Consider the following 16350-nt stretch of genomic DNA (forward strand, 5'->3'; position numbering starts at 1 on the left):
CACCGTAGGTGGGCTTCATTCGGGTACGCTTCGCAGTGGGCAAATAACCAGATACAAAACAAAAATATAAATTTATTTTTGACAAAATATAATTGTTTAGGTATATACATATAAATTTTATAAAACATCATTATTCTATTTACTGTCATTATTATAATAAAAAATAAGTTAAATAAAAAAGGAGGCATTAAAGCCCCCTTTATATTCAAAAAGCCAATTCAATTATTTATTAGCCAATTCATGAGCATAAGCCATTCTAAACATATCAACTTCATTAAACTGTTTAGTAATAAATTGTATACCTATAGGCATATTGTTTTTATCTACACCGCAAGGTACGCTCATAGCAGGAAGTCCTACCAAGTTAATATTAGAAACATAACTATCAGCCAAGAAACTTAAAGCACTGTCAGTTTGATCTCTTGTACCTAAAAGACCTGCTGTTACAGGAGAAGTAGGAGAAACAATAACATCAACATTTTTGAATGCATTATCGAAGTCCATTTGCATTAACTTTCTTACTTTTAATGCATGCTGATAATGGCTATAGAAAAATCTTTTACCAGTCATTAAAGTACCGAATAATATTCTAGCTCTAGTTTCAAAAGCAAGTCCTACACTTCTTGAAGTATAGTAATATTCATCTAAATTGAAATCGCCTTTAGGGTGATACCCGTATCTTATACCGTCATATCTTCCCATATTAGAAGCTACCTCAACATCCATAACTGCTGTATAAACTCTTGAACCATATTTTGCATTAGGTAAGCTAATATCAACTATTTCAGCACCCTGATCTTTTAATTTACCTATAGCATCCATAACATTTTCTTTTACATCAGCAGCTATTAAATCTGTATCATAATACTCTTTAGCAAGTCCTATTTTCATTCCTTTAATATTTCCATCTAAAGCGGCAACATAATCAGGTACAGGTATATTTAAAGTAGTAGATTCTTTAGGGTCAAAACCAGCTATAATTTTAGTCATTAAAGCAGCATCTTTAACATCTTTAGTCAATGGTCCAACTTGGTCTAAGCTGCTTGCCATAGCAATACATCCTAATCTAGGAACTCTTCCATAAGTAGGCTTAACACCAACTATACCGCAGAAAGAAGCAGGCTGTCTTATAGAACCGCCTGTATCACTACCCAAAGCACCGAAAGCAAAATTAGCAGCAACTGCAGCAGCAGAACCGCCTGAAGAACCGCCAGGAACATGAGCTCTATTTTTAGGGTTTCTAGTAACTCCATAGTTAGAAGTTTCTGTAGTACCGCCCATAGCGAACTCATCCATATTAGTTCTTCCTATAATAATAGCACCATTATCTATTAATCTCTGAACTGTTGGAGCTGTATAAGGAGCTTTATAACCTTCTAGCATTTTTGAAGAAGCTGTCATTAAATGATCTTTATAGCATAAATTATCTTTAATAGCTAAAGGCACACCTAATAAAGGCAAATCTTCACCATTATTTATTCTTTCCTGTGCTTTTTTAGCTTGTTCTAATGCTTCTTCTTTGAAAATTTCAAGATATGCATATATTTTATCATCTCTTTTATTGTCTTCTTCTATATTTTTAATAATAGAATCAACTAATGTAGGAGCGTCTATTTCTTTATTCTTTAATTTTTCTCTTATTTGAATTATAGTCAATTCATTTAACTCCATAGTAAAAAACCTCTCATATTAAATAGAAATATAATAAAAGTTATTAATTTGAAAGATTATATCATATATGTACGTTTTTTGCAAAAAATAAATATATTTTTTAAATTATATAATAAAAAAATAGAGAGCCTGCAAAATACAGACTCTCTATTTATTAAAATCAATTATAATTACTGAGCATTATCAGTAGCTTGAGTATTATTCTCATCTGCATTTTCATCTTTAGGAGGATTAATTTCAGGTGTTATTCCTACAGGAACATCAGCAAAATCAAAATAATTTTCATAATATGATTTTTGGAATCTATTAGCTATAGGCTGCATTCTGAAATTATCTACATAAGAAGCTACAAAGTTAATGTTTTTACCGCCATAAGTAGCGTAGTAAACAGCTAAAGAAGTATTAGCAGCTTTATTGATATAGTTACCATATCTCATAGAAGTAAAATCATCAAAAGTAGAATATCTGCTGTTATGGAATCCGCCGTATTTAGTATGGAATCCGCCTAAAGTTCTGCTGAATAAACCTCTAGACATTACATAACCAGGGTGAGCATATTCTTTGCCTTCGTTTCTTGATTTATACTGTTCTAAAGTGTAATCGCCTTCATAAACAGCACTTACAGCAAATAATTTATCCTCATGGAAGAAGAATTTATAAGCCCATTTAGTTTGTTTTCCTGCTAAAGTAGCATCATCATTGATGTTATCAGCTCTAACTATCATACATTTAAATTCATTAGTAAGCACATAATTAAAATATAATATGCCAGAATCTCTTGTGAAAAGTTCTGAAACATCATTAGTAGTGAATTTAACATTTATCCAATTCATAGTATGAGTATTATACCATACTAAATCAGGATCTGGATACTTACTAACATAAAATGTACCGCTTATAGGCTCAGCAGCAGCTGAAGAGAAATTAGAAGCCATTAATATCTCATTAACTTCATCTGGAGTAATTCCATAAGGAACCATATTGTGGAACATGTATGGAACTGTTTCATAAGCAAAAGCAGAGATACTTACAGCTACAAACAAAAACATAACTAGTAATTTTTTCATTTTGTTCTCCAAGATTTTTATTATTCATTATTATACTATTATTGAATAATAAAATCAAATGCATTATGTTTACTTATAGATATTTTTTTATGCTTTTATTAAACATAACTTAATAATAAAGTTATATATATTGACTTTTTGTAAAAAATAATTTATCATACTTTGATTAAAAATACATACTTCGCTTCTATGATAGAATAATTCAGAGAAGCTTTGTCCAAGGAGTTAAAAACAATGAGAGAATATGAAATATTATTCGTAACAGAAATCAATGACGCTGTGCATCAAAATGCAAAAGATCATGTAAAAACTATTCTTCAAAATTATCATGCTGAAATATTTAATGAAGCTGATTATGGTATTCATAATCTAAGCTACCCTATACGTAAAGTTAATCAGGGTAAATTCTACTATTATCATTTTAGATGCGACGGAAACAGCTTAGCTGGAATTGAAAAAGAATTACGTTATGAACTTAGCATATTAAGATTTATAATAGTTCGTCTAGATGAAATAATTCAGAAAAATAAAAAAGAAAATAATAAAGAAAATGTTAACAATGAAGAAGCTTCTAAAGAGGCTTAAGCAGGTTTTATTATGGCAACAGATTTTAACAGCGTAACTTTAATAGGAAGACTTACAGCAGATCCTGTATCTAAATATTTACCTAGCGGAAGTGCTGTTGTAGAGTTTTCTATAGCAAATAACTATTATGTAAGCAGTAAAAATACTACTGAAGTTAATTACTTTGATGTAGTTGCTTTTGGTAAAATAGCTGAAACTGTAAGCAAATATCTTACAAAAGGTAAGCAAGTTGCTATAATGGGTACTTTAAGACAAGAAAGATGGCAGGATAAAGATACTAATGCAGCAAGATCTAAAGTAAGAATCATTATGCAGTCTATGCAAATGCTTGGTACTTCCGGTAATGCTGCTGCTGGTATGGATACAGCCTATTCTCCTTCTGCTTCAAGCGGAAGTGTAGATTTGGGCAGTTTTGAAGATGATGATGAAGTGCCATTTTAATGATTAACCAATGTATAATTTTTTAGGAGATAAAACAATGGATTTAGAAAATACAGAAAATGTAGAAAATAATAATAACAATGAAGAAGAAGTTAAAGCTAAAGGTGAAAGAAAAGCTCATTTCAATAAAGAATTAAATGAAAAAGACGGAAGAAAAAAATTCTTTAAGAAAAAAGTATGCTACTTCTGCAAAAACAATATTGATGTTTTAGATTATAAAGATATTAAATTATTAAAAAGATATGTTAAAGATAGTGGTAAAATCATACCTAAACGTTTAAATGGTACTTGCTCTAAACATCAGAGATTAGTTACTAAAGCTATTAAAAGAGCTAGAAATATAGCACTTTTACCTTATGAAACTAGATATTAATTTTTAAATAATTAAAAATATTTACAGCCGTTATAATATAAATTATAGCGGCTGTTTTTTTATTTTTTACAATATACATATATACTGTATTTACAAAAATAAAATATATTTGTTATATTTAATTAAGAACAAAACTATGATAAATATATATGATAAAAAAGGATAATCAATGAATATAAAAATATTAAGATACATAATAATTACAATTTTCATTACAGCATATATATCTTTTGCTCAAAATAATAATCTACTAAATTTAAACCAATTTGATTCATTAAATAAAAACCCTGAAATTAATTTTAGTTTAGATACAAACAATAACAAATTAATAGTAAAAGCAATCATACCAAATAATTATTATGCATATTTAGAGTCAAAAATAGCAAATAAAATTTTATTCTTTGCAGACAACAAACAAATAAATACAACTTACCCAAAAGGCGAAAAATATCATGATGATACTATAATAAAAGGAGAACAAGAGTTTATATTAAATGATATTGATATAAATAAAATTAACTTTATAAAAGCAACATATCAATTATGTTCAGCAAAAGATAATGTATGCTTACAGCCTCAAAGTAAAGTGATATATGGAGAAGAAATTGATATACCAAATAATATTATAACAGATGAAAAACCAGAGAATGCTACTTCTATAGAAAACTATATAAAAGGAAGCGACAATATATTTATAACTTTAATTTTAATATTTGCTGCTGGACTTGCATCTGTACTTTTGCCTTGTACCTATCCCCTACTATCAATTACGGTATCTATTTTAGGAACTACAACAGATGAAAAAAACAATAAAAAATCAAGTGTATTAGCTTCACTTTTATTTGCATTAGGTGTAATCACAACTTATACTCTTTTAGGTGCTGTAGTTTCTGTGGCTGGATTTGCTTTTCATAAAACTATTCTATTTGGAAGTATTGGATATAATCCTATTGTTTTAACCATATTAGTATTATTATTCTTATACTTTACATTTTCAATGGCTGGATTTTATGAGATTAAAGCTCCTTCATTTTTACAGTCTGCAAAAACAAATGCGTACGCTAAAAAAAATCAATCAATATTCCATAAATATATAATGGGACTTCTTGCTGGAATAGTTGCCACTCCTTGTGCTGCTCCTATAATAGCGGTTATATTAGAAATAGGTTTTCTTAATCCTGTATTTGCTACTCTATACATGGCCGTTTATGCTTTGGGGTTCGCTTCTGTATTATTCATTCTTGGTACATTTGCTTCAATACTTACAAAAATGCCTAAGGCTGGAACTTGGATGGTATATGTTAAATATATTTTCACTTTCCTAATGATGATAATAAGTTTCTATTATGCTAATATACTTTTTGGAGTTTTAGGATTTAATAAAATAAGTTATATACTTGCCTCAGTTACAATATTAGTATTTGCCGTATTAGTTTACATAATTAAAAACAAATCTGCTATGTTAAGTGCATTAGAGATAAAAATATTCGTTTCTGTAGTAATTATATCAATAGCATTAGGCTGTACTTATGGATTTATAAAACAAAAGAATGAAGTTTCAAATATGATATCATACAATGAAGCATTAGAGCTTTCAAAACAAAACAACAAACCTATACTAATAGATTTCTCTGCTGTTTGGTGTGCGAATTGTTATGAGCTTAAAGAGAAAGTATTCGTAAATGAAGAACTAAAAAAATTCATAGATGATAATTTGATTTTCACTGAAGTTGATGTTGATAAATACAAAAATATTTCTGATGAGTATAATGTTAAATGGCTTCCTTGGATAATAGTTATTGACAGCAACAAGAACATATTATACACAAAAAATTCATTTTCAAGTTTCGATGACAAAATGGCTTTGAGTATAAAAGAAGATTTAGAGAAAGTAATTAATAAATAATTTTATATAATGATTATATTTATGTAAAACTAAATGATATAGAAAATTTATTACTTTGCCATATGTACTAAAAATTTTTAAGTTTGTCAACTGATGCACTTTATATATAATTATCAACTTTTTTGCCGCACACGCTCTGCGGACTTCGTCAAAGTTGCTGCCGCAGGCACGCTTCGCGAAAACGCACATACTACAGCTTAATATTTTAAGAATATGTATTAAATATGGTGTAATCCACTAGTTTTAGGTTAAAAAGGCAGTTGTTCGCGAAGCGTATACGAGTTTATTGAGGATATAGGTTCTGGTTGTAGTGGCATTCCGAACGGTATTGAAAAACATTATCAAACACCATCTATAAGTGCGGCTGAACACATTAAATATTTACTTATTACTAGCCATTATAAAATCAATAAAACTTTTACCAAAATCTGTTATTTTCATAATTTCAAATGGCCTAGTATCATATTTATTCATACCATCATCATATAACAAACATTTATATGTTAAATTTTGCAAATAAAAAATATATTGTTCATTAGTTAATTGAGTAAATTTATCTCTAATTTTAGAATGTATATAATTTCTATCAGGTTTTATATTTTTATAAAATAAATAAAATTCATTTAAAATAGCTATCTCTATATCTGAAGTTTTGGATATTATATCAAGAAATGTATTTAACAATTCGGTATCCAATAAATTTTCATTATAAACTTGATTAACAAGAATATCTCTAAATATTTTCATTTTATATTCAGATTTATTTTTTACAACATTTTGCAATACTAAATCCATAGAATATAAAAAATCTTCTCCTGCTTCTATATTATCAACTGGAATATTTAATTCTTTCAACCTTTCAATAAATAACTCAATAAAATCTTCCAATTGTTTTCTCTTCAATCTATCATTTAAATTCAAAAAGTATGATAAAATATCTCCACAAGGTAATTTTGATAGCAAAATGTTTGCAATATCACTCCATACAATTTTACTTACATCTTTTTTATTATCTTCCATAATAAAATCCTTTTTATATTTTTTCAGCTATTAAATTAAACAAATTATTTTCATCAGACTTCATTTTATAAAATTTTATAGTATCATCTTTAACTAAACTTTTTATTAACTTAATATCATCATCACTTGAATTCATTCCAAAATAAATAGCCTTAATTGGTAAATAAATATATTCCTCTTTTGTATTAGCAATAATCCTATATTCATTTTCATACTGCCAATTTTTATGCTTTAAATAAAATAATGATATAAAATAACTTTCCAAATTTAATGCGTAATTATCAAATATATGTTCATACTCACCTAATACAACACTATTAGTATATCTAACTTTTTTCAAAATCATATTATTATATTCATTAATATTGCTAATATCGTAAGCTACACAAATTCCTTTATGTTCATTAGCATAATGACTCCACATAAGAAAATTATTATATTCACTACTTAAAGAGTATATCTTAATATCATTCGTATATTCTTCTATAGCTTCAAAAGCTTCTTTATTCAATTTTATTAAAGGGTCAGCTGGGTCATTAAAATAATTAAAATTACTTAATCTAATATTATTAACTTTATTATTATTATTTGATATTAGTTTTAATAAATTAATATCTATTTTTTTGTATTTGTATAATAAGTTATTATCAATGATGTAATTATTATTTTTTAGTTTAAAATCTTCTATAAATATTATTTTCAACAATTCATCAAATATATTTTTAAATTCTTCATTACTGTTCTTATAAATTATCATAATAATATCAAATAGTATTTTTGTAGATGAATTATACATCTTTAAACCTTCTAAAAAATCATTATATCCATCTTGATAGTTATTAAGAAAACATTTATATAATCCTCTATGATAATAACATATACAATTCATTTTATCATTATCAATTTGATTCGTAAAATATATTTCTATCATTTCTAAAGCTTTTTTATAATTTTTTTTCAAAAAATATATAAGAGATTTATCATAATATGATTTAAAATAACCTTTTCTAATTGATATATTATAGTATTTTAAAGCCTTTTCATATAATTTTTTCTTATAGTATAAATTTCCTTTTAAAGCATAGGCTTTAGAAAAATCCTCTGCTAAATTTATTGCCTTATTATAATATTTATTAGCTTTATTAATTTTATTTATAGATGAATATTCTAACCCTATACTACAATATATATTATATAACAAATTTGTATCAATAATGTTATTAGTTTCAAAAATATTAATAGCTTGAAAAAAATCTTTTAATGCCATTTTAAATTTATAATGAAATGAATAAAATTTTCCTCTTTCAAATAATGTTCTAATATAAAGTTTTTTATAAACAATATCAGATTTATCATATATAGAATCAAGATATTCTAAAGCTTTATTAAAATATGGTAAAGCTTCGGAATAATTATTATAATTAGATATTGCTTTACATATATAGAAATTATGCATTATATCTTCCTAAATATTATTTATTTTCTATAATTTTTATCTCTTCATCACTCAACCCATAAAACCTAAAAATCAATTTAATATCATTACATTACAATTATAAATTCACATAAAAAATTATCAACCCACTATATATACCCTAATTGGGTAAACAACTACTAATAAAAAACGTTATAAATTTAATATGAGTTAGTCAGCCTAGAAGTGAATAAACAAAGTCCATAATTCATGAGATTGGCAAAAGAACAACATAAAAATTGACAATTTAAAAATTATTAGTATAATGCCTAAAATATTTTAATACAAAGAAAGTTAAAGGAAAGTTTATGAAAAAAATTATATTAATTACAGCTTTAAGCATTTTAATAAGCTGTAGTAACAAATCTAATAACACACAAAACAATACAACAGCAAACATAACAATCACTAACAATACCACTCAAAATACAAATCAAATTATAAGTCAGCAAACAACTCCAACAAGAAAGAAAAAAATAGAATTTAAAAATATATATCCTATCAAAGCATATACAGAAGCAGAAATTGATGAGATATTATACAAAACTATTGATGCAGAATTAGCAGATTATGGAATATCCGATAATTCCAAAAAAGAAAGAAGAGAAGAAGAAAAACAAAAAATGCAGAATATTAAAGATTTACTTTTGGAAGATATAAATAGCGAAGATGAAGATGGAAACAGTATATTGACTTTAATGCAGAAACTTGATTATAAAAATTATGCTTATAATGATTTAGTGAAATGGCTTGTTGAACATGGCATTAGTTTAGATGATACTGAAATACTAAATTATAATTATACTGATGAGATTATAGATTATTTATTAGATAGCGGAGTTAATTTTGATTATCAAACAGTACATAATAAGATTAACTCAGAAAATAATAATTATAATTTAATATCAAAATTAATTAGAAAATTAGAATCTGCAGGTTATTATTTTTCTGATATAGATTATAAATTGCAAAGCGACTTATTATTTAAAGCTATTTTAAATGATAATTTAGATTTAGTAAGATTATTTTTAAAACTTGGTGCTGATATCAATTCCATAAACAGAATGAGTGATGGTTATGTGGGAACTCCTCTAATGTATAGTGCCTATTATGAAAAGTATGATATTATGGATTATTTAAAAGAGAAAAATGCTGATATTACTATTCACTGCTTTCAAGATACAGAAGAATTAGAAAGTATTCATACTGATGATCCTCATATATCTTTTGTATTGATGGAAAATTTTCCTGTTTTAAGTCCTACAAATTTAATTAATACTGTTATCACTGGAAATAATAATGAAGATTTGATGATAAGAATATTAAATAAAATATCTCAAACTTTTAAATATGCAGATACTAGCTATATTTATTCACCTGCCTCACAAACTGAATTTACAAACAATAATGAAAAATATATTTTAATACAAAGTCGTATATTAAATGAAGAATATGTACAAAATCTTATATCAATGGAAAAATATGTACATGATTTTGAAGTAAACGATAAATATTTTAATTATGCAACTATATGGAAAAGAGATAAAAACGATGAAAATAAAGCACAGTTTATAACAGGATTTTATCCAATACAAAATGATTATTACTCACAAATTTATGATATTGCTTCATCAGGAAATTACATTACAATAGAAGCAATCAATGATGACAGTGTATATTATTATACATTTATAATAGAAAATAATGATTTTTATTTTGATAAATTTTCTTCTAAGTATGATCTGTCAGATGAGAACGAAGAAAAGCATTATTATAAGATAGATGCTGCTAAATTTAATCACACAAGCAGAATAAAAGCTATTGATTTAGAAAGAGGTTTCTTTAATAATTTAATAGAAGAATACAATAAATAAAAAACAATAAAGGGCTTTAAGTCAATTAAAAATTCAAAGCCCTTTATATTATGTTACCTAATAAAAAAATTAAATTTCCTCGCCGTTCTCTATTTTTGTAAGCAAGTCAACTCTTCTGGCATGCCTTCCGCCTTCATATTCAGCATCAAGCCATTCTTTTACTATCATCTTAGCCAAATCAACACCCACTACCCTAGCACCGAAAGCTATAATATTAGAATTATTATGCTGTTTGGAAAGTTTAGCAGAATAAGGCTCACTGCAAACTGCAGCTCTTATACCTTTTACTTTATTAGCAGCAAGTGAAATGCCTATACCAGTTCCGCATATTAAAACACCGCATTCGCATTCTTTGCTTACAATAGCATCTGCAACTTTTTTTCCATATATAGGATAGTCAACACTTTCTGTAGTATGCGTACCAAAATCAGTAACAGTATGTCCTAATTCTTCTAAATATTTTATTATCTCTTTTTTCAAATCAACAGCTGAATGATCACAGCCTATAGCAATTTTCATAGTTTTTATTTCCTTCATATATATTTTATTATTATAATAATCAATTAAAAGCAACAAAGTAAAATTAATTATAAACTATAAGAAAACTCTAATATAGCATAAGTTTTATTATCCTCACTGTCAAACTTTAATAAAACCTTATCGTCAATTACAGCTTTCTTTACAACAATAGTATCTCCTAAAGCGGCAGGCACTCTGTATTCTATTCTTATTCTTTTATAATAATCATCAACATAATCTATTGCCATATCAATATATCTTGCATTATTCACATGATTATTATCATCTATAAAATATTTTTTTACTTTGAATCTGTCAACTTCTTCTAATAAATTATTGTCAACTTTTATTTTTCTAGGTAAATAATTCATTTCCTGCTTATTATCAAATTTAAAATTTTCTATAAATGATGAAGGCACTCTAATCAAATTACCATTAGATAAATCTACAAATCCGCCTATAGCATAGCAAATAGCAAGTTCATTATAATTTTCATCATATATAACAGTATTTCTATAACCATAAGCCTCATTACATTCATAAACATAAGTACGCACTATAACTTTATCGCTATACTTTGGAAGTTTATATATATCAACTTGCCTAGATACCAAAAACATACTCACATTGTTTTCATTAAAATATTTTGTAAGATCCTCTTCTGAATCTAATTGAAAAAAAGAACAGTCCTGCATAAGATCAAATATTGATGATGTTTTTAAAAGTCCATCTTTATCAATCTGACTTGTTCCTACAATTGTTTTCATTTCATACATAAATAATACCTTTTCTTAAATTTAATTAATATAATTCAAATATTATAATACTAAAATTATAATTGTCAAAGCTATTAAATAATGGTAATTTCATATATACCGCACGGTTAGTTTATTTCTTATATAATGAAAACTCTATTATTTAATACGCTAATTTTATATATAAAAATTTAATCGTGCGTTGATAGTGCTTTAAATTTAAAAAACTCTAGGGTGGGCATCTATAATTCATATTTAAGTTATAAAAATAAATAAAACTATAAATTCAAAATAAATCATTAAATATTAAGGGTGGGGAATGAAAGTAAAATTTAAAATCTACTTACATATCCCGCCCTTTAAATTCATAGATTCATTTAATATTTTAACTATATTTATCTTTATTAATTTACAAAGAAAAAAGAAATCCCGCCCAAGTTTTGATTAGATTAAATACTGAATTTACCGCACGATTAATATAATTTTTCTAATTAATGAAATTTTAAAAATGAACTATTTTAAATTATTAGATTTATTCAACGTGCGATTTAGAAATTAAAAAAGAATTTATAAAATTACACCAAGAGTAAGCATTCTTCCCACCTGAACACCATCTCGTCTGTAAGAATAACAAATATCATCATAAGTATTTATTTTAGAAATCTCAATATTATTTTCTAAGATACCGCATTCAATAATCTGATCTTTTATTTCTAAACCATTATCAATATGCCATTTATCATTAATCATACCTTTATTTTTGAAATGCTCTGCTACTTCATCACCTACTTCATAATCTTTTTGAGCTATATAAGGCCCTATATAAGCATACATTTTTGAAGGATTGGCATTATATTCTTTTTTCATTAAATCTATAGTTTTTGCAGTAATATTCTGAACAGTTCCTCTCCAGCCAGAATGTATAGCTGCCATAGATTTACTTTCATCACAATAAAGTATTATAGGAACACAATCTGCTGTCTGAACTATTAAAGGAATGTTTTTAAGATTGGTTATCAAAGCATCAGTATCTTTAACTAATTTTTCTCTGCTTCCAAATAAATTGATATTAGATTCATCTATTTTTACTATATTATCTTTATGAACTTGATGCATAAAGACAGCTTTGTTTATATCAAAATTAATATATTTAAAAAAATCTTTTTCAGCATTTTCTCTATATTCTAAAGTAATATCATGAGCATTAATATTTCCTTTAGATAGTATAGCTATATATATTTTTTTATTATCATTTTCAGACGGATAAAAAATATTATTCATTCTTCAATCTTCTAATTTCTTCTTCTAATTCTTTTACTTTTATAGTTAATTCTTTAGTTTCGTTTCTAGACTGCTCCATTATATTTTCGTATAAAGTAAAAAATTTCTTTGCGTACTCTAATTTCTGCTTCAATTCATTTATCTCTTCTTTATAGATATCTATTTTAGAAGAAAGCAGTTTATTATCTTCCTGCAATTCCAAAATGATCTCTTTATCAGTATATTCCACTTCTACAAACCCTCTATTTATTTAATATATAATATTTATTATGTACATTATAAATGAATTGTCAAGTATAAATTGAACAATATTATGAAGTCTTAATTAACAAGAGGTTTAAAATGTTTTATACCCCTTGTTAATAAGATTATAATCATATATTAGATACTATTATATCACCCATTTCAGAACATTTTACCTGTTTGTATAAATAAGTCATCATATTATGCTTAGGCATTATATCTGCAGTTCTATAACCGTCATCTATAGCCTTATAAACAGCTTTTTCTATATCTTCAGCCTCATTTTCCATTTTAAAAGAATATCTAAACATCATAGCAAGAGAAAGTATTGTACCTATAGGATTAACTAAATCCTTACCTGCTATATCCGGAGCAGAACCATGTATAGGCTCATACATACCAACACTTCCATCAGATAAACTAGCAGAAGGAGCCATACCTATAGATCCTGTAATAACACTAGCTTCATCAGAAAGTATATCTCCAAACATATTTTCTGTTACTATAACTCCAAACTGAGAAGGATTTGAAGCAATCTGCATAGAAGCATTATCAACATACATATCATTATATTTTACATCACTGTACTCTTTAGCTAAATTATTCATAACCTCACGCCATAATTTAGAAGTATGAAGTACATTAGCTTTATCAACAGAAGTTAAAGGTCTTTTTAAATTTCTAGCTAATTCAAAAGCAACCTTTCCTATTCTTTTAATTTCTGTTTCTGTATAAAGCATAAGATCTGTAGCTTGTCTTACTCCATCAACTACTTCAAATTTATGCTCGCCAAAATATACTCCTCCAGTAAGCTCTCTAACCATGATAAAATCAACCATATCCTTACATATAGTTTCTTTAAGAGGAGAAGCATATTCTAAAGATTTTAATATTTTTGTAGGTCTTATATTGGCATATAATCCCATTCCCTTGCGAAGTTTTAATAATCCTCTTTCAGGTCTATTTTCAGGAGCAACATTATCCCATTTAGGGCCTCCTACAGAACCAAGAAGTACAGAATCGGATTTTATACATTTTTCTAAATTTTCTTCTGTAAGCGGAACTCCATATTTATCTATAGAACATCCACCCATATCAACATATTCCAAATTAAATTTATGAGAATATTTTTCAGCTATTCTATTAAGTACATCAATAGCCTTATCTACTACTTCAGGACCTACTCCATCACCCTTAATAACAACAATATTCTTTTCCATTAATTACCCCTTAGAATTTTTTATAGAATTTAAAAGCCCATTAGAGTTAATAATCTTTTTTATAAACTCAGGAAAAGGCTCTGCTTTATAAGTTTCATTTTTAGTAATATTCTTTATCAAACCATTATCAAAATCAACTTCAACTTCATCATTGTCGCTTATTTTTTTGCTTGCCTCATCACATTCTAATATAGCAAGTCCTATATTAATCGAATTTCTATAAAATATTCTAGCAAAAGAAGATGCTATAACACAAGATATTCCGGATTCTTTAATAGCAATAGGAGCATGCTCTCTTGAAGAACCGCATCCGAAATTATCCCCTCCTACCATTATATCTCCTGTTTTTACCTTCTTTACAAAATCTTTATCAATATCTTCCATACAATGTGCTGCTAATTCTTTATGATTTGCAGTATTTAAATATCTTGCAGGAATTATAACATCTGTATCAACATTGTCTCCGTATTTATGAACGAAACCTTTAGCTTTCATATTATCTCCTAATTAAAAATATAATATTTAATATATATATAAAAAACAGTGATTTATTATTTAGGCTCTGTTATATAACCTGTTATTGCACTATATGCAGCAGTGGCAGGACTAGCTAAATATACCTTTGAAGTTTTATCACCCATTCTTCCAACAAAGTTTCTATTAGTTGTAGTAACAGCAACTTCATCATGAGCAAGTATTCCCATATATCCGCCTAAACAAGGTCCACATGTAGGAGTGGATACTGCACATCCTGCATCAATAAATATATCCATATAACCTAATTTTATACATTCTTTATAAACTTTCTGAGTAGCAGGAATAACTATACATCTTACACCCTTAGCCACTTTCTTTCCTTTTAAAATATTAGCAGCTGTAGCCATATCAGATAATCTTCCATTAGTACAAGAACCTATAACTACCTGATCAACTTTTATATTTTTTAGTTCTTTAGCTTCTTTTGTATTCTCTGGTAAATTAGGACATGCCACTGTAGGCTCTATTAAAGATAAATCAATATCATATTCTTTATCATAAACTGCATCATCATCAGCTTTGAAAACAGTATAATCTCTTTTTACTATATCTTTTAAGTATTCTATAGTTTGATCATCAACTTCAAATATTCCGTTTTTAGCACCTGCTTCAATAGCCATATTAGCAATACAAGCTCTATCGTCCATAGTAAGAGATGAAACTCCTTCACCTCTAAACTCCATAGATTTATATAAAGCTCCGTCAACTCCTATCATACCTATAATATGAAGTATCACATCTTTACCAGATACATTTGGTTTTAATTTTCCTTTAAGATTAAATTTAATAGCAGAAGGAACTTTGAACCAAACCTGTCCTGTAGCCATAGCAGCAGCCATATCTGTACTTCCTACTCCTGTAGAAAAAGCTCCGAAAGCTCCATAAGTACAAGTATGAGAGTCAGCTCCTATTATAACTTCACCAGGTGCAACTAATCCTTTTTCAGGTAAAAGAGCATGCTCAACTCCCATATCTCCAACATCATAATAATTTGAAATATCATATTTATTAGCAAAATCTCTGCATTGTTTGCATTGCTCTGCAGCTTTGATATCTTTATTCGGAGCAAAGTGATCCATAACCAAAGCTATCTTTTCTTTATCAAAAACTTTATCAAAACCATACTTTTCAAATTCATTGATAGCAACAGGACTTGTAATATCATTTCCTAAAACTAAATCAGTTTTAACCATAATAAGTTCGCCTGCCTCTACTTTTTCTACGCCGGCATGTGCAGCTAAAATTTTCTGAGTAATAGTCATATTCGTATCCTTAAATTAATTTGCAGATAAAAAACATAAATATTTATGCTTATTTTTTAATAAAAAATGGGATATAATTATATCATAAAAAGGGCTTTTACAATCTTTTAATTGTATAGCCC

General features: G+C 26.8%; 16 protein-coding genes. 5 read left to right on the top strand and 11 right to left on the bottom strand.

Annotated features, from left to right (window positions below):
- Nucleotides 1-222: 222 nt before the first annotated feature.
- Nucleotides 223-1671 (bottom strand): Asp-tRNA(Asn)/Glu-tRNA(Gln) amidotransferase subunit GatA, encoded by a 1449-nt coding sequence (gene gatA, locus BHYOB78_RS09505; protein ID WP_012670561.1) that lies wholly within the window; start codon nucleotides 1669-1671, stop codon nucleotides 223-225.
- A 170-nt stretch (nucleotides 1672-1841) separates the two neighbouring features.
- Nucleotides 1842-2738 carry a hypothetical protein gene (locus BHYOB78_RS09510; RefSeq protein ID WP_020063955.1) on the bottom strand — a complete coding sequence of 299 codons (897 nt, stop codon included), beginning with the start codon at nucleotides 2736-2738 and terminating at the stop codon, nucleotides 1842-1844.
- 234 nt (nucleotides 2739-2972) lie between these two features.
- Here BHYOB78_RS09510 and rpsF point away from each other — a divergent pair, with 234 nt between their 5' ends.
- The 4 genes from rpsF (at nucleotide 2973) to BHYOB78_RS09530 (ending at nucleotide 6043) form a co-directional block, all read left to right on the top strand.
- Complete coding sequence (rpsF, locus tag BHYOB78_RS09515) at nucleotides 2973-3323, top strand: 30S ribosomal protein S6 (RefSeq protein ID WP_012670563.1); 351 nt, start codon at nucleotides 2973-2975, stop codon at nucleotides 3321-3323.
- Nucleotides 3324-3335: 12 nt separating this feature from the next.
- A complete protein-coding gene (locus BHYOB78_RS09520) occupies nucleotides 3336-3764 on the top strand; it encodes a single-stranded DNA-binding protein (RefSeq protein WP_012670564.1) in 429 nt (142 codons plus the stop codon).
- A 37-nt stretch (nucleotides 3765-3801) separates the two neighbouring features.
- On the top strand, nucleotides 3802-4137 hold the full coding sequence (rpsR, locus tag BHYOB78_RS09525) for a 30S ribosomal protein S18 (RefSeq protein ID WP_012670565.1): 336 nt from the start codon (nucleotides 3802-3804) through the stop codon (nucleotides 4135-4137).
- A 169-nt stretch (nucleotides 4138-4306) separates the two neighbouring features.
- On the top strand, nucleotides 4307-6043 hold the full coding sequence (locus BHYOB78_RS09530; protein WP_020063956.1) for a protein-disulfide reductase DsbD family protein: 1737 nt from the start codon (nucleotides 4307-4309) through the stop codon (nucleotides 6041-6043).
- Between the two features lie 381 nt (nucleotides 6044-6424).
- Here the strand turns inward: BHYOB78_RS09530 and BHYOB78_RS09535 are convergent, their stop codons facing one another.
- Together BHYOB78_RS09535 and BHYOB78_RS09540 are read right to left on the bottom strand one after the other, a co-directional pair.
- Nucleotides 6425-7063: a hypothetical protein gene (locus BHYOB78_RS09535; RefSeq protein WP_020063957.1), complete on the bottom strand. Its 639-nt coding sequence runs from the start codon at nucleotides 7061-7063 to the stop codon at nucleotides 6425-6427.
- Between the two features lie 13 nt (nucleotides 7064-7076).
- The gene (locus tag BHYOB78_RS09540) at nucleotides 7077-8519 is read right to left on the bottom strand and encodes a DUF2971 domain-containing protein (RefSeq protein ID WP_020063958.1); all 1443 of its coding nucleotides are present in this window, start codon (nucleotides 8517-8519) and stop codon (nucleotides 7077-7079) included.
- Nucleotides 8520-8845: 326 nt separating this feature from the next.
- On the opposite strand from BHYOB78_RS09540, the gene BHYOB78_RS09545 reads away from it, so the two are divergent.
- Nucleotides 8846-10411, top strand: coding sequence for an ankyrin repeat domain-containing protein (locus BHYOB78_RS09545; RefSeq protein WP_020063959.1), 1566 nt, complete (start codon nucleotides 8846-8848; stop codon nucleotides 10409-10411).
- Between the two features lie 69 nt (nucleotides 10412-10480).
- Here the strand turns inward: BHYOB78_RS09545 and rpiB are convergent, their stop codons facing one another.
- The 7 genes from rpiB to leuC form a co-directional block, all read right to left on the bottom strand.
- Nucleotides 10481-10930, bottom strand: coding sequence for a ribose 5-phosphate isomerase B (gene rpiB, locus BHYOB78_RS09550; protein WP_028331291.1), 450 nt, complete (start codon nucleotides 10928-10930; stop codon nucleotides 10481-10483).
- 68 nt (nucleotides 10931-10998) lie between these two features.
- The gene (locus tag BHYOB78_RS09555; protein ID WP_020063961.1) at nucleotides 10999-11706 is read right to left on the bottom strand and encodes an acyl-[acyl-carrier-protein] thioesterase; all 708 of its coding nucleotides are present in this window, start codon (nucleotides 11704-11706) and stop codon (nucleotides 10999-11001) included.
- A 546-nt stretch (nucleotides 11707-12252) separates the two neighbouring features.
- Entirely contained in the window at nucleotides 12253-12966 is a 714-nt protein-coding gene (pgeF, locus tag BHYOB78_RS09560; RefSeq protein ID WP_020063962.1) for a peptidoglycan editing factor PgeF, read from the bottom strand.
- Complete coding sequence (locus tag BHYOB78_RS09565; RefSeq protein ID WP_012670572.1) at nucleotides 12959-13195, bottom strand: hypothetical protein; 237 nt, start codon at nucleotides 13193-13195, stop codon at nucleotides 12959-12961. The genes pgeF and BHYOB78_RS09565 overlap by 8 nt, the downstream gene beginning before the upstream one ends.
- A 145-nt stretch (nucleotides 13196-13340) precedes the next feature.
- Entirely contained in the window at nucleotides 13341-14429 is a 1089-nt protein-coding gene (gene leuB / locus BHYOB78_RS09570; RefSeq protein WP_012670573.1) for a 3-isopropylmalate dehydrogenase, read from the bottom strand.
- A 3-nt stretch (nucleotides 14430-14432) separates the two neighbouring features.
- Entirely contained in the window at nucleotides 14433-14924 is a 492-nt protein-coding gene (gene leuD, locus BHYOB78_RS09575) for a 3-isopropylmalate dehydratase small subunit (protein ID WP_012670574.1), read from the bottom strand.
- A 56-nt stretch (nucleotides 14925-14980) separates the two neighbouring features.
- Nucleotides 14981-16228 (bottom strand): 3-isopropylmalate dehydratase large subunit, encoded by a 1248-nt coding sequence (gene leuC / locus BHYOB78_RS09580; RefSeq protein WP_020063963.1) that lies wholly within the window; start codon nucleotides 16226-16228, stop codon nucleotides 14981-14983.
- Nucleotides 16229-16350 lie beyond the last annotated feature (122 nt).

The sequence above is a fragment of the Brachyspira hyodysenteriae ATCC 27164 genome, from assembly GCF_001676785.2.
Classification (GTDB): domain Bacteria; phylum Spirochaetota; class Brachyspiria; order Brachyspirales; family Brachyspiraceae; genus Brachyspira; species Brachyspira hyodysenteriae.